We start from the raw sequence: 13,097 nt of genomic DNA on the forward strand, positions 1-13,097 counted from the left end.
TTGACTAACACTAGAAAAATGGTAATATGTAAATGATAATGATAATCAATTACTATATGGCCATATTGTTTTGAGTCCTTGCGGAGTAGGAGATACGTTCTTTTTGCTGTAAGGATGTGAGGAGGCAGCATGAAGCTACGTTACTTATTTATTCTACTTATCATATTAGCAGTCACATCTGTATTTATCGGCGTAGAAGATCTGTCGCCGCTTGATCTCTTTGATTTAAGCAAACAAGAGGCGTCAACGCTGTTTGCAAGCCGTTTGCCGCGATTGATCAGCATCATTATCGCGGGTTTAAGCATGAGCATCTGCGGTTTGATTATGCAGCAGATCAGCAGAAACAAATTCGTGTCACCGACAACTGCGGGCACGGTGGATTGGGCGAGGCTCGGCATTTTAATTTCTTTAATGCTGTTTACATCCGCCAGTCCTTTAATCAAAATGCTGATCGCGTTTGTCTTTGCCCTTGCAGGAAATTTTCTTTTTATGAAAATCCTTGCAAGAATCAAGTTTAACGACACCATCTTTATTCCGCTTGTCGGTTTAATGCTCGGGAATATCGTCAGTTCCATCGCGACATTTATCGCATATAAATATGACTTGATCCAGAATGTGTCATCATGGCTCCAGGGAGACTTCTCTTTAGTCGTGAAAGGACGATACGAGCTTCTTTATCTGAGTATTCCGCTCGTCATCATTGCCTATTTCTATGCGGATAAATTTACAGTGGCCGGTATGGGAGAAAGCTTTTCTGTCAACCTCGGCCTGAAGTACAAGCGGGTTGTGAACATCGGGCTCATGATCGTGTCCTTGATCACGTCTCTTGTCATTTTGACTGTCGGTATGCTTCCGTTTCTCGGTTTAATCATCCCGAATATTGTATCGATTTACAGAGGAGACAATTTGAAGAACAGCCTGCCACACACGGCGCTGCTGGGAGCGGTTTTTGTGCTGTTTTGTGATATATTGGGCAGAATCATTATCTTCCCTTATGAAATCTCGATTGGCTTGATGGTCGGAATCATCGGCAGCGGCATTTTCCTGTTTATGCTGTTAAGGAGAAAAGCGTATGCGTAACCAGATGAAAATTGCGTTGCTCGTTGGTTTATCCATTGTATGTATCGGCTTGTTTTTATTTTATGACATAGGCAATTGGGATTACACCCTGCCGAGAAGAATCAAAAAGGTCGCCGCCATTGTGCTGACGGGGGGAGCGATTGCGTTTTCGACGATGATCTTTCAAACGATTACGAACAACCGCATTCTGACGCCGGGCATCTTAGGCCTAGATTCTCTCTACATGCTGATTCAGACCGGCATTATCTTTTTGTTTGGTTCTGCCAATATGGTCATCATGAATAAAAACATAAACTTTATCATCTCTGTTCTGCTGATGATACTGTTTTCCCTTGTTCTTTATCAGCTCATGTTTAAGGGAGAGGGGAGAAATATCTTTTTCCTTCTGCTCGTTGGAATCGTGTTTGGCACACTGTTTGGCAGCCTGTCTTCTTTTATGCAGATGCTGATTGATCCGAATGAGTTTCAAGTGGTGCAGGACAAGATGTTTGCCAGCTTTAACAACATCAATACGGATTTGTTATGGCTCGCGTTCATCATCTTCCTGCTGACAGGCGTTTACGTCTGGCGTTTCACGAAGTTTTTTGACGTGCTGTCGCTTGGGCGCGAGCACGCCGTGAATTTGGGCATTGACTACGACAAAGTGGTGAAGCAGATGCTGGTCGTGGTTGCGATCCTTGTTTCTGTTTCAACAGCGCTAGTCGGGCCGATTATGTTTTTAGGCCTTCTTGTCGTCAACCTGGCGAGAGAATTCCTGAATACATATAAGCATTCATACTTAATCGCAGGCTCCGTCTTCATCAGCATCATTGCGCTGGTGGGAGGACAGTTTGTAGTTGAGAAAGTGTTTACCTTTTCAACGACGCTGAGCGTCATTATCAATTTTGCCGGCGGGATTTATTTTATCTACTTGCTGTTAAAGGAGAATAAATCATGGTAGAGGTCAAAAATGTAAGCAAACAATATGGCGGGAAAGTGGTCCTTGAAGAGACGTCAGTCACGATTCAAAAGGGCAAAATTACCTCGTTTATCGGTCCAAACGGCGCCGGCAAAAGCACGCTGCTGTCTATAATGAGCCGCCTGATCAAAAAAGATTCCGGCGAGATTTTCATAGACGGCCAAGAGATTGGATCATGCGACAGCAAAGAGCTTGCTAAAAAAATGAGCATTTTGAAGCAGGCGAACCAAATCAATATCAGGCTCACCATCAAAGATCTCGTCAGCTTCGGCAGATTTCCTTACTCACAAGGCCGGCTGACAGAAGAAGACTGGGGTCATATCAACCAGGCGCTCGGCTATATGAAACTGGAAGACATTCAGGACAAATACTTGGATCAGCTGAGCGGCGGACAGTGCCAAAGGGCATTTATCGCAATGGTCATTGCCCAGGACACCGATTATATTTTTCTGGATGAGCCGCTGAACAATCTGGATATGAAACATTCAGTTGAAATTATGAAACTGCTGAAACGGCTGGTGGAGGAGCTTGGAAAAACAATCGTGATCGTTATTCATGATATCAACTTCGCATCTGTCTACTCCGATCATATCGTTGCCTTGAAAAACGGCCGAATCGTAAAAGAGGGGCCGCCCGAGGAGATTATTGAAACCTCTGTGCTTGAAGAAATCTACGATATGACCATCCCGATTCAGACGATTGATCATCAAAGAATAGGTGTTTATTTTTCTTAATATATAGAAGAGGTGAAGAGCATGAAAAAGTTTGCATTATTATTCATCGCTTTGGTGACGGCAGTTGTCATTTCTGCATGCGGAAACCAAAGCGCAAGCAGCAGCAAAGGTTCTGATTCAAAGAATGAACAAATCACAGTGAAGCACCTGCTGGACAAAGACGGCACAAAAGTGCCAAAAAACCCTAAAAAAGTAGTCGTGTTTGATTTTGGAAGCTTAGATACGCTAGATAAACTCGGCCTTGATGATAAAGTGGCAGGCCTGCCGAAACAAGCCCTTCCTAAATATCTGTCCCAATTCAAAGATGACAAATATGCAGATGTCGGAAGCTTAAAAGAGCCGGATTTTGAAAAAGTGGCTGAAATAGACCCTGATCTGATCATTATTTCAGGAAGACAATCTGAGTCTTACAAAGAATTCTCTAAAATCGCGCCGACGATTTACCTTGGCGTGGACACAGCGAAGTACATGGAGTCATTTAAGTCAGACGCAGAAACAATCGGCAAGATCTTTGATAAAGAAGATGAAGTGAAAGACGAACTCGCAACAATTGATAACTCAATTGCGGATCTTAAGAAAACAGCTGAAAAGCTGAACAAAAACGGTCTCGTCATCATGGCGAACGACGGCAAAATCAGCGCCTTTGGTTCTAAATCAAGATACGGCCTGATCCATGACGTATTCGGCGTGACACCGGCTGATAAAAACATCAAAGCCTCTACTCATGGACAAAGTGTTTCTTACGAGTACATTTCAAAAACAAACCCGGATTACCTGTTTGTCATTGACCGCGGTACAGCAATCGGAGAAACATCATCTACAAAGCAAGTCGTTGAAAATGATTACGTGAAAAACGTAAACGCAGTAAAAAATGATCATGTCGTCTACCTTGATTCTGCTACTTGGTACTTATCTGGAGGCGGACTTGAGTCTATGACGCAAATGATTAAAGAAGTAAAAGACGGTTTAGAGAAGTAAACAAAAGGGCCTCCGCTAAAAAGCGGGGGCCTTTTTATGTGATCAGCGTGCCGCCTGCTGTTCGGCAGGGCGCTGAGGTTTCTTTAATGTGAATGAGAGAAGGAAGCCGGCTAGTGCGATGCAGGCTGCCACGAGAAATGCGGCGTTCATGCCGTGCAGGGCGGCGTGTTTCACATTTTCCGTACCTGCTTGTGCCGCCTGGTTGCTCATGACGGATACCAATAGAGCGGTTCCGATCGAGCCGCCCACTTGGCGAATCGTGTTGTTCATCGCTGTTCCATGCGGGATCAGATGGCGCGGCAGCGCATTGATTCCGGCTGTCGTCACTGGCATCATGATCATGGCGGTACCTAAAAGACGAACAGTGTATAAAACGACAATCCAAGCGAGTGACGTATGGTCGGTCAGCTGCATAAACGGCAGCGATGTCAGGAAGATGATGCAGAAACCGGCGATTGCCAGCCCTCTTCCGCCGACACGGTCAAAGATTCTGCCGATGATCGGTGACATGAAGCCCATCACAATGGCTCCCGGAAGAAGCATGAGTCCTGTATCAAAAGCTGTGACGTCTCTGACGTTTTGTGTATAAAGCGGCAGGATGGTTTCCGTACCGATCAATAGTGCGAAGACAAGCGTTCCAAGCAGTGTTGTTAAGCTGAAAACGCCAAACGTAAAGACGCGGAATTCCAGCATCGGTTTTTCAAGTTTCATTTGTCTAGTAATAAATAAAATAAGTGCGACAGCACCCACCAGCAGTGAAATCAAGACAGTTGAACTGGTCCAGCCATAAGATCCAACGCTTGAGAAGCCGTACAGAAGCCCGCCGAATCCAAATGTCGATAGGATCACTGATAAAATATCAATCTGTGTTTTTCTTAAAGTCGTCACGTTCTTCATCAGGATGCTGGCAAGAATTAAATCAATCACAGCAAACGGAAGAATGATATAGAATAGAGATCTCCAAGAGAAAGCTTCGACTGCCCATCCGGAAAGAGTCGGCCCGATTGCAGGCGCGAACGAGATGACCAATCCGACCATACCCATAGCCTGGCCACGCTTTTCAATCGGAAAGATCGTCAGGAATACGGTCTGCATGAGCGGCATCATAATACCGGCACCGGCTGCTTGAATGATACGCGCTGTCAGCAGAACCGGGAAGTTCGGCGCGAACGCTCCGACGACTGTTCCGGCAGTGAAAATGCTCATTGCTATGATGAGCAGCGTCCTGCTCGTAAATTTTTCAATTAAAAATGCCGTAATCGGAATTAAAATCCCATTGGTTAACATAAATGAAGTTGTCAGCCATTGCGCTTGGTTGGCATCTACATTGAAATCCCTCATAATATGGGGAAGCGCGGTAATTAACAGCGTCTGATTCAAAATCGCGACAAACGCCCCGGCTAATAAAATGCCGACAATGATAGAACGATTAAAAGGTTTTGGTGCAATACTTTTATCCAATACATATCCCTTCTTTTCTCTAAGTAATTAACAGTGTTTTTAACATCGAAACGGGCTGTGTTAAAACACCGGTTTGTTCCAGATAGCCAATCAGTGATTTGAGCAAAAAAGCGCGGGGTTCTTTCTTCTTCGCTTCTTCCTCCAGCATAGCGGCTGCGGATGTCAGTTCATCTACGTCAAAGTCCGCAGCGGGCAGGGAAGAGATGCCTTGGTGTAATTCCTTCAGGCTTTCCGACAACAGGGCTGATTTATCCTTTGGCTTGTAGGAGGATGCTGAATGAATATAAAGCTCGATGGCTTCAGGAGGAAGGAGAGACTGCCGGGTTTCCTTGTTTTTGACAAGCTGATTGAGGGTGCTGATGATAAACGCTGCGATCGGGTCAAGCTCAAGCGGTTTTTCCTCTATTTTGATCAGCATGACAAACTCGCGCATCATGCCGTGAAGAATGATGACTAAATCCCACACAAACGGGAGAATGGTTTCTCCATACGCCTGGATCAGCGAATCGCGGTGCCAGCAAATAATCGTTGATCTTGTCTGATGGATATGCTGTTTGACTCGGTTATTATGCAGCTTAGGGTTCCCGTAGGTCAGCATATTGAAAAACTGCTGGTTCCGCCTGAAGCCTTCCAGCTCCATTTTGACCTTTTGCATCAAACGCTCCTCCGGTGTCAGCGAGGTATTTTCCTGAAGTCTTGAGGCCGCGGCCACCATTTGCTTCTGGTTAAATGACAGCAGCTCTAAAAGCAGATCTTCCTTAGACTGAAACAGCTTATATATCGAAGCTTTTGACATCTTACATTCTTCTGCGATCGCCTGCATAGAAACCGACGTAAAATCCTTTTCTGAAAAAAGCTTTCTCGCAGTTAACAAGATATCTGTTTTTTTATCAAGCATCTCATGGCTTCCTTCTTTCTTGAACATTAGAAAACCCATTGGTTCACAGAAAACCAATGAGTAACAATGAAAAAATTTTACCAAATAAACTAAATAGAAGTCAATGGATTTTAACCGGACAATCGAAAGGCCCGCCGGAAAATCCGACAGGCCGGGTGAGGCTTATTTTTCAACTTTAAATCCTTGTTTCTCAAGCATTTCACGGATATGCGGATAGTACAGGCGCTCATAATAGGAAGCGATGCCCTGTGACCAGTTTCTTGTTTCTTTTCCGTTTGTCCGCTCATTCATGTACTCAGACATCGTCTCATCATATGCCTGTATGTGGGACGTCAGCTCATCTTGATTCAAATAGGTTTCCTGATGATTGACTGCTTCCTGCGGAAGACGCGGTTTTTTCGCTGAACGGTCAGCTGGATGCCCGATGACAAGGCCGGAAACAGGGAACACGTATTTCGGAAGCTCAAGCAGTTCGATCAACTCTTGAGGGTTTCCGCGAACCGCGCCAATCGGAACCGTGCCCAGTCCGAGGGATTCGGCCGCTGCTGTCGCTGTGCCGAGGGCGATACCAGCGTCTACAGCGCCAACAAGAACGGACTCCAATCCGTTTGTGATTTCCATATTGAAATCATGCAGATCTTCAAGCGCGATTTTGGCCCGGTTGAAGTCTGCGCAGAATAGCAAGAAAACAGGAGCCTGATCAATCCAAGGCTGACCGCCTGCCAGCTCGGAGATTTTCTTTTTGCGCTCTTTATCCTGCACTGTGATCACAGTCACTTGCTGCCCGTTGATAGAAGTGGGGGCTGCTTGCACCGCTTGAATGATGTGGTCCAATTGTTCCTGTGCTACAGGTTGATCCGTATAGCTGCGAATCGAGCGGTGGTCTGTTAATGATTTGATGACTTCATTCATATGGGACACCCTTTCCTTACTCGCTAAGCTCTGTGCGGACAACATTAAGAGGGGCGCTCAGCAGTTCTTTTCCTTTTGCGACAAATCTTTGGAAATGCGCAGTTTCATTGTGTGATTTCATCGCCGCTTCATCTTTCCATTGCTCAAGCATCACAAATGTATTTTCTTCACCCACTTTTTCAAATAGGTCGTATTGCGCGTTGCCTTCCTCAGCTCTTGAGTGCTGAACAAGCGATTGTGCCTCGCTCAGAAATTCCTCGCGTTTTTCTGGTTTTACTTTGATGTAAGCTTGTAATACGATCATGTCAATCTCCTCCATCGTTATGCTGATTTTATTGTTCGAATTTAATCGAACTAACTGTAACATGTATTCAAAATGAGGTAAAGGAAAAACCCTCAAATAGTAAAATTGTCATTCTAATTGTTGTGTGATACATTTGTGTCATGAACATTCCAAATCATCCAGAAACAGAAACGTTGCAGCTGACAAAGGTTCTTCACGCACTAAGTGATCCGCTTCGTTTAGAGCTGGTAAAGCAATTAGCTGAAGCGAAAGAAAAAACATGCGGCACCTGTGCGGATGTACAGGTTGCCAAATCGACCTTGTCGCATCATTTTAAAGTACTGAGAGAATCAGGCATCGCTCAAGTTCGGATAGAAGGAAAGCGCCGGTATTATTCGCTTCGTGCTGAAGACCTTGAAAAGGCGTTTCCCGGCCTGCTTGAAGCCATACTGAATGTGGATCAGGATCGCTGGTGAATCAATCCCCTGTACCGGGGATTTTTTTATGTCCGTAAACAGCACGGAAAAGCCTCTCGACACCCTCCTGAATGTCTTCTTCCTTCAGCCGCGCGAAGCCGATAATGAGAGCGGGCCGGCCTGTTTGCCGCTTGTTTTTTTCCTCCAAGTCAAATCGGCTCATTCCGAAGATTTCGAGCTGCTGGCCGGCGGCGTGTGCGAGAATGTCTTGTTCGGAGCGGCTTGTATGAAATTCGGTGACGAAATGCAGCCCCGCATTTGCCCCTTTTACGGAAATCTCTCCTCTGAACTTTGTTTCTAAAGCGGTGATCAGGCGCTCTCTCTTTTCTTTATAATGCTGCTTCATTTTTTTAATATGCTTCTGATATTCTCCGGATTCGATAAATTCCTGCAGGGCGAGCTGCGTAAGCGACGAGCATGTTTGCAAATCATAGCCCCGCTGTTTGTATGTCCGCAATAGCTCCGGTGGCAAAACCATATAGCTGATCCGCAAGCCTGGGAGAAGGGACTTTGAAAAGGTGCCCATATAGATGACATGTTGAAAACGATCGAGGCTTTGCAGCGCCGGAATACTATCGACATCATATGTGAATTCACTATCATAATCGTCTTCAATAATAAAACGGTACGGCTTTTCGGCTGCCCAGTTCAGCAGCTGAATTCTTCTGGATACAGGCATAATTGTACCGGTTGGGAATTGATGAGACGGAGTCGTTACCAGCACATCAGGCTGCTGTCTGCTGATTTCAGCAATCGACATGCCTTTGTCATCAAGCATAATGGTCTTCACCTGTTTTCCCGCATGTTTTAAAAGCTGGTACATGCGCCTGTAACCGGGCTCCTCCATGGCATACACCGCTTTCTTGGGCAAAAGCTCAGTCAATAGCTGCATGAGCACCTGTGTTCCTGCCCCTATAACGATTTGTTCCGGCCGGCATTTTACACCCCGCGTCAAAGAAATGAGCCTGGTAACGGCCGCTCTCACTTCATATATCCCTTGCGGATGCGACATATCACCGAGCGTGCGGTATGAGCGGGAGGCCGCTTTTTGCTCGCAGCGAAACCAGCTTTTGATCGGAAAATGGTCTGTATCGGCACTCATGTGTGAAAACGAGATCCAATCGCTCTGATCTTGGTGAACCTCTTTCAGATCATCCGGCAGTGCAAACCGAGGGTGCTCCTCGGCTGAAAACATGTCCAGCTTCTCCACGAAAAAACCCTTTCGCTCAATGGCGTATAAATATCCCTCAGCCAGCAGCTGCTGATAGGCTGCATTCACTGAGTTGACGCTGACCTTCAGCTTCTCTGCCAGCTCCCGTTTGGAGGGAACCTTCGAGTGGGGCAGCAGATTGCGGCTGAGGATTTCTTTTTTCAGCTTTTGATAAATTTGCTGATAGATATAATCGGCTTGTTCTGAGCGATCGAGTGTGATTGTGATATCCATTTGCGGTGTCTCCTTCTGATACCATCAAAAAGTTATAATTGGTACTTTTCATCATACCAAAAAGAAGTCAGAATGATAAGAAAATAGCGACAGGGGGAGATTCACATGAGTGAAACAACAGCAAGCATCACGACTGCCCAGTGGCAGCAAAAACGGGATCAATTCGTATCAAAAGGTGTGAGCAACGGCAACCGCAGTTTGGCGGCCAAAGGAGAGGGGGCTGAGCTGTACGATTTGGACGGCCGGAGGTTTATTGATTTTGCAGGCGCCATCGGAACGGTAAACGTCGGACACTCACATCCGAAGGTGGTTGAGGCTGTAAAGCGGCAGGCGGAGGAGCTCATTCACCCGGGGTTCAATGTCATGATGTACCCGTCTTATATCGAATTAGCCGAAAAACTGTGCGGCATTGCACCGGGCAGCTATGAGAAAAAAGCGATCTTTCTGAACTCGGGGGCGGAAGCGGTAGAGAATGCTGTGAAAATCGCCAGAAAGTATACAAAGCGCCAAGGGGTTGTCTCGTTTACACGAGGGTTTCACGGGCGGACGAATATGACGATGAGCATGACGAGTAAGGTAAAACCTTATAAATTCGGATTCGGACCTTTTGCTTCAGAGGTTTATCAAGCACCGTTCCCCTATTATTATCAAAAGCCGGCGGGCATGAGTGATGAAAGCTATGACGACATGATCATACAAGCGTTTAATGATTTCTTTATCGCTTCTGTCGCGCCGGAAACGGTGGCGTGTGTCGTGATGGAGCCGGTGCAGGGAGAAGGCGGCTTCATTATCCCATCGAAAAGGTTTGTGCAGCACGTTGCGTCATTTTGCAAAGAACACGGCATTGTCTTTGTCGCTGATGAAATTCAAACGGGTTTTGCTAGAACTGGCGCTTATTTCGCGATTGAGCATTTTGATGTAGTGCCTGACCTGATCACGGTTTCTAAATCACTTGCGGCGGGCTTGCCGTTAAGCGGTGTGATCGGCCGTGCGGAACTGCTTGATGCGGCGGCGCCCGGGGAGCTGGGCGGCACGTATGCAGGCAGCCCGCTCGGGTGTGCTGCGGCTTTGGCTGTCTTGGATATCATTGAAGAAGAAGGATTGAATGACCGTTCTGAAGGAATTGGAAAAATCATTGAAGAGAAGGCGTATGAGTGGAAACAAGAATTCCCGTTCATCGGTGACATCCGCAGACTCGGGGCAATGGCGGCCATCGAAATCGTCAAGGAACCCGACACGCGAGAGCCTGATAAGGCGAAAGCGGCAGCGATTGCGGCGTATGCGAATCAAAACGGATTGCTTTTGCTGACAGCGGGAATCAACGGCAATATCATTCGCTTTCTGACGCCGCTCGTCATCTCAGACAGCCTTCTGAATGAAGGGCTCAGCATCTTGGAGGCGGGCCTGCGAGCGTAATCATTGGAAAGAAAACGGCTGGGTCTGCTATCATTTTAAGTAATCATAAAACAGAAAGGAATGTTCAATATGCCAGATCAATTAACGGTCTACAACCCGGCTACGGGCGAGGAGATCAAAACGATTCCTCAGCAATCAGCCAAAGAAGTAGAAGAAGCCATTGAACGTTCACATCAGGCGTTTAAAACGTGGTCTAAAACATCAGCGAATGAAAGAGCGTCTCTCTTAAAAAAATGGTATGAGCTGATTGTTGAACATAAAGAAGAACTTGCAGATTTAATTACAAAGGAAAACGGAAAACCGTATCAGGAAGCGGTCGGTGAGGTACTATACGGCGCAGGCTATATCGAATGGTTCGCAGAGGAAGCGAAGCGTGTGTACGGAAGAACGGTCCCTGCTCCGACAACCGGCAAACGAATTGTCGTCACACGCCAGCCAGTCGGCCCTGTTGCTGCTATCACGCCTTGGAATTTCCCGAATGCGATGATTACACGTAAAGCGGCGCCTGCTCTTGCTGCCGGCTGCACGTTTATTGTCAAGCCGGCACCGGACACACCGCTGTCTGCCTATGAGCTTGCGCGCCTCGCATATGAAGCGGGCATTCCGAAGGACGTCCTTCAGGTTGTGATCGGCGACGGCGAAGAGATCGGAAATGTCTTCACAAGCAGTCCGAAAATCCGCAAAATCACCTTCACAGGATCAACGCCGATAGGGAAAATCCTCATGAAAAACAGTGCGGACACCGTGAAACATGTCTCTATGGAGCTCGGCGGCCATGCCCCGCTGATTGTGGATGAAGATGCAAATATGGACCTTGCCGTTGAACAGGCGATGGCGTCTAAATACAGAAACGCCGGACAGACTTGTGTTTGTGCAAACCGTCTCATCGTTCACGAGTCGATTAAAGACGAATTTGCCGCGAAACTAAGCGAGCAAGTGTCTAAGCTCAAAGTCGGAAATGGGCTTGAAGATGGCGTCAATGTCGGCCCGATTATCAATAAAAGAGGCTTCGAAAAAATCGTCAGCCAAATCGATGATGCCGTTGAAAAAGGCGCGAAGGTTCTTGCAGGGGGCACGTATGACCGAAACGATGACAAAGGCTGCTACTTTGTCAATCCGACAGTGCTCGCCGATGTCGATACGTCCATGAATATCATGCACGAGGAAACTTTCGGCCCGGTTGCACCGATCATCACGTTTTCTGATATTAATGAAGCGATTCAGCTTGCCAACGATACGCCGTACGGCTTGGCTGCTTACTTCTTCACAGAAAACTACCGCCGCGGCATCTATATTTCCGAGAATCTTGAGTACGGCATTATTGGCTGGAATGACGGCGGACCGTCAGCGGTTCAAGCGCCATTCGGCGGAATGAAAGAAAGCGGCGTCGGCCGCGAAGGCGGTTCGGAAGGCATTGAGCCGTACCTTGAAACGAAATATATGTCCATTGGTTTGTAAAAGAATGCAAGCTCCTAAAGAGCTGCCGGATCTTCCGGCAGCTCTTTTTGTGTTTCCGGCGAATAAACCCAACCATTCCAGCCAAAATAACAGCAAATACATTTTGAAAGAAGGTTCCCCAACAATGGATTTATTATTGGCTCTTCTCCCGGCTTTGTTTTGGGGGAGCATTGTTCTCTTCAATGTGAAATTAGGCGGCGGGCCGTACAGCCAGACACTCGGAACGACGATCGGGGCGCTCATTGTGTCTATCGTGATTTATTTTTTTGTTCAGCCCGCTCTGTCATTGCGCATTTTTATTGTCGGCATCGTATCCGGCTTATTTTGGTCCCTTGGACAGAGCAACCAGCTGAAAAGCATTGAATTGATGGGTGTGTCCAAAACAATGCCGATTTCCACTGGAATGCAGCTCGTTTCAACCTCACTGTTCGGTGTGATTGTGTTTCGTGAATGGTCTACACCGATTGCGATTACGCTTGGCATTCTCGCTCTGATCTTTATCATCGTGGGAATCATTCTCGCATCATTGGAAGATAAGAAAGACAAGAAAGAGGGTGAGCCAAGCAACTTTAAAAAAGGCATATTGATTCTTCTTGTCTCGACGCTCGGTTATTTGGTGTATGTCGTCGTTGCCAGATTGTTTAATGTGTCTGGCTGGTCGGCTCTTTTGCCGCAGGCGATCGGGATGGTAATCGGGGGACTTGCTTTAACTTATAAACACAAACCCTTTAACAAATATGCAATCAGAAATATCCTCCCCGGCTTAATCTGGGCAGGAGGAAATATGTTTTTGTTTATTTCTCAGCCGAAGGTCGGCGTCGCGACAAGCTTTTCCCTCTCACAAATGGGAATTGTCATTTCTACGCTTGGCGGCATATTCATCCTGCGTGAAAAGAAATCAAAACGACAGCTTATTGGGATTGGGATTGGGATTGCGCTGATTATCGCGGCAGCCATATTTTTAGGAATCGCCAAAACAAATTCATAACAATTGGAGGA

General features: G+C 46.6%; 13 protein-coding genes. 8 read left to right on the forward strand and 5 right to left on the reverse strand.

Annotation, left to right across the window (positions count from 1 at the left end):
- Positions 1-129: 129 nt before the first annotated feature.
- Genes yclN through V6D41_RS18420 form a run of 4 tightly spaced genes read left to right on the forward strand, consistent with a single transcriptional unit; the run spans position 130 to position 3,750 of the window.
- On the forward strand, positions 130-1,080 hold the full coding sequence (gene yclN / locus V6D41_RS18405) for a petrobactin ABC transporter permease YclN (RefSeq protein WP_333519210.1): 951 nt from the start codon (positions 130-132) through the stop codon (positions 1,078-1,080).
- The gene (yclO, locus tag V6D41_RS18410; RefSeq protein ID WP_333519211.1) at positions 1,073-2,020 is read left to right on the forward strand and encodes a petrobactin ABC transporter permease YclO; all 948 of its coding nucleotides are present in this window, start codon (positions 1,073-1,075) and stop codon (positions 2,018-2,020) included. Before yclN ends, yclO begins: the two co-directional genes overlap by 8 nt.
- A complete protein-coding gene (yclP, locus tag V6D41_RS18415; RefSeq protein WP_087993033.1) occupies positions 2,014-2,772 on the forward strand; it encodes a petrobactin ABC transporter ATP-binding protein YclP in 759 nt (252 codons plus the stop codon). Before yclO ends, yclP begins: the two co-directional genes overlap by 7 nt.
- 21 nt (positions 2,773-2,793) lie before the next feature.
- The gene (locus V6D41_RS18420) at positions 2,794-3,750 is read left to right on the forward strand and encodes a siderophore ABC transporter substrate-binding protein (RefSeq protein WP_333519212.1); all 957 of its coding nucleotides are present in this window, start codon (positions 2,794-2,796) and stop codon (positions 3,748-3,750) included.
- A gap of 42 nt (positions 3,751-3,792) precedes the next feature.
- Here the strand turns inward: V6D41_RS18420 and V6D41_RS18425 are convergent, their stop codons facing one another.
- From V6D41_RS18425 to V6D41_RS18440, 4 genes are all read right to left on the reverse strand, one after another.
- Entirely contained in the window at positions 3,793-5,211 is a 1,419-nt protein-coding gene (locus V6D41_RS18425) for an MDR family MFS transporter (protein WP_333519213.1), read from the reverse strand.
- A 19-nt stretch (positions 5,212-5,230) separates the two neighbouring features.
- Positions 5,231-6,109, reverse strand: a complete 879-nt coding sequence (locus V6D41_RS18430; protein WP_148962996.1) for a TetR/AcrR family transcriptional regulator — start codon at positions 6,107-6,109, stop codon at positions 5,231-5,233.
- A 162-nt stretch (positions 6,110-6,271) separates the two neighbouring features.
- Positions 6,272-7,021: an NADPH-dependent oxidoreductase gene (locus V6D41_RS18435; protein ID WP_333519214.1), complete on the reverse strand. Its 750-nt coding sequence runs from the start codon at positions 7,019-7,021 to the stop codon at positions 6,272-6,274.
- 16 nt (positions 7,022-7,037) lie between these two features.
- Positions 7,038-7,325: a putative quinol monooxygenase gene (locus tag V6D41_RS18440; RefSeq protein WP_333519215.1), complete on the reverse strand. Its 288-nt coding sequence runs from the start codon at positions 7,323-7,325 to the stop codon at positions 7,038-7,040.
- A 140-nt stretch (positions 7,326-7,465) separates the two neighbouring features.
- On the opposite strand from V6D41_RS18440, the gene V6D41_RS18445 reads away from it, so the two are divergent.
- Positions 7,466-7,780, forward strand: a complete 315-nt coding sequence (locus V6D41_RS18445) for an ArsR/SmtB family transcription factor (protein ID WP_087993028.1) — start codon at positions 7,466-7,468, stop codon at positions 7,778-7,780.
- A gap of 1 nt (position 7,781) precedes the next feature.
- Here V6D41_RS18445 and gabR read toward each other — a convergent pair whose 3' ends face one another.
- On the reverse strand, positions 7,782-9,224 hold the full coding sequence (gene gabR, locus V6D41_RS18450) for a MocR-like transcriptional regulator GabR (protein ID WP_333519216.1): 1,443 nt from the start codon (positions 9,222-9,224) through the stop codon (positions 7,782-7,784).
- Between the two features lie 105 nt (positions 9,225-9,329).
- Between gabR and gabT the strand changes: the two genes are divergently transcribed.
- The 3 genes from gabT (at position 9,330) to glcU (ending at position 13,086) form a co-directional block, all read left to right on the forward strand.
- Positions 9,330-10,640, forward strand: coding sequence for a 4-aminobutyrate--2-oxoglutarate transaminase (gene gabT / locus V6D41_RS18455; protein ID WP_333519217.1), 1,311 nt, complete (start codon positions 9,330-9,332; stop codon positions 10,638-10,640).
- A gap of 69 nt (positions 10,641-10,709) precedes the next feature.
- Positions 10,710-12,098: a succinate-semialdehyde dehydrogenase gene (gabD, locus tag V6D41_RS18460; protein WP_333519218.1), complete on the forward strand. Its 1,389-nt coding sequence runs from the start codon at positions 10,710-10,712 to the stop codon at positions 12,096-12,098.
- Positions 12,099-12,222: 124 nt separating this feature from the next.
- Positions 12,223-13,086 (forward strand): glucose uptake protein GlcU, encoded by an 864-nt coding sequence (gene glcU / locus V6D41_RS18465; RefSeq protein WP_087993078.1) that lies wholly within the window; start codon positions 12,223-12,225, stop codon positions 13,084-13,086.
- Positions 13,087-13,097 lie beyond the last annotated feature (11 nt).

It is taken from the genome of Bacillus sp. 0102A (assembly GCF_036765155.1).
In the GTDB taxonomy this organism is placed as follows: Bacteria; Bacillota; Bacilli; order Bacillales; family Bacillaceae; genus Bacillus; species Bacillus subtilis_G.

Excerpts from the sequence above, each read along its gene's own strand:
- yclN (WP_333519210.1), top strand. The coding sequence starts at position 130 with ATGAAGCTACGTTACTTATTTATTCTACTTATCATATTAGCAGTCACA.
- yclO (WP_333519211.1), top strand. The coding sequence starts at position 1,073 with ATGCGTAACCAGATGAAAATTGCGTTGCTCGTTGGTTTATCCATTGTA.
- yclP (WP_087993033.1), top strand. The coding sequence starts at position 2,014 with ATGGTAGAGGTCAAAAATGTAAGCAAACAATATGGCGGGAAAGTGGTC.
- V6D41_RS18420 (WP_333519212.1), top strand. The coding sequence starts at position 2,794 with ATGAAAAAGTTTGCATTATTATTCATCGCTTTGGTGACGGCAGTTGTC.
- V6D41_RS18430 (WP_148962996.1), bottom strand. The coding sequence starts at position 6,109 with ATGCTTGATAAAAAAACAGATATCTTGTTAACTGCGAGAAAGCTTTTT.
- V6D41_RS18435 (WP_333519214.1), bottom strand. The coding sequence starts at position 7,021 with ATGAATGAAGTCATCAAATCATTAACAGACCACCGCTCGATTCGCAGC.
- V6D41_RS18440 (WP_333519215.1), bottom strand. The coding sequence starts at position 7,325 with ATGATCGTATTACAAGCTTACATCAAAGTAAAACCAGAAAAACGCGAG.
- V6D41_RS18445 (WP_087993028.1), top strand. The coding sequence starts at position 7,466 with ATGAACATTCCAAATCATCCAGAAACAGAAACGTTGCAGCTGACAAAG.
- gabR (WP_333519216.1), bottom strand. The coding sequence starts at position 9,224 with ATGGATATCACAATCACACTCGATCGCTCAGAACAAGCCGATTATATC.
- gabT (WP_333519217.1), top strand. The coding sequence starts at position 9,330 with ATGAGTGAAACAACAGCAAGCATCACGACTGCCCAGTGGCAGCAAAAA.
- gabD (WP_333519218.1), top strand. The coding sequence starts at position 10,710 with ATGCCAGATCAATTAACGGTCTACAACCCGGCTACGGGCGAGGAGATC.
- glcU (WP_087993078.1), top strand. The coding sequence starts at position 12,223 with ATGGATTTATTATTGGCTCTTCTCCCGGCTTTGTTTTGGGGGAGCATT.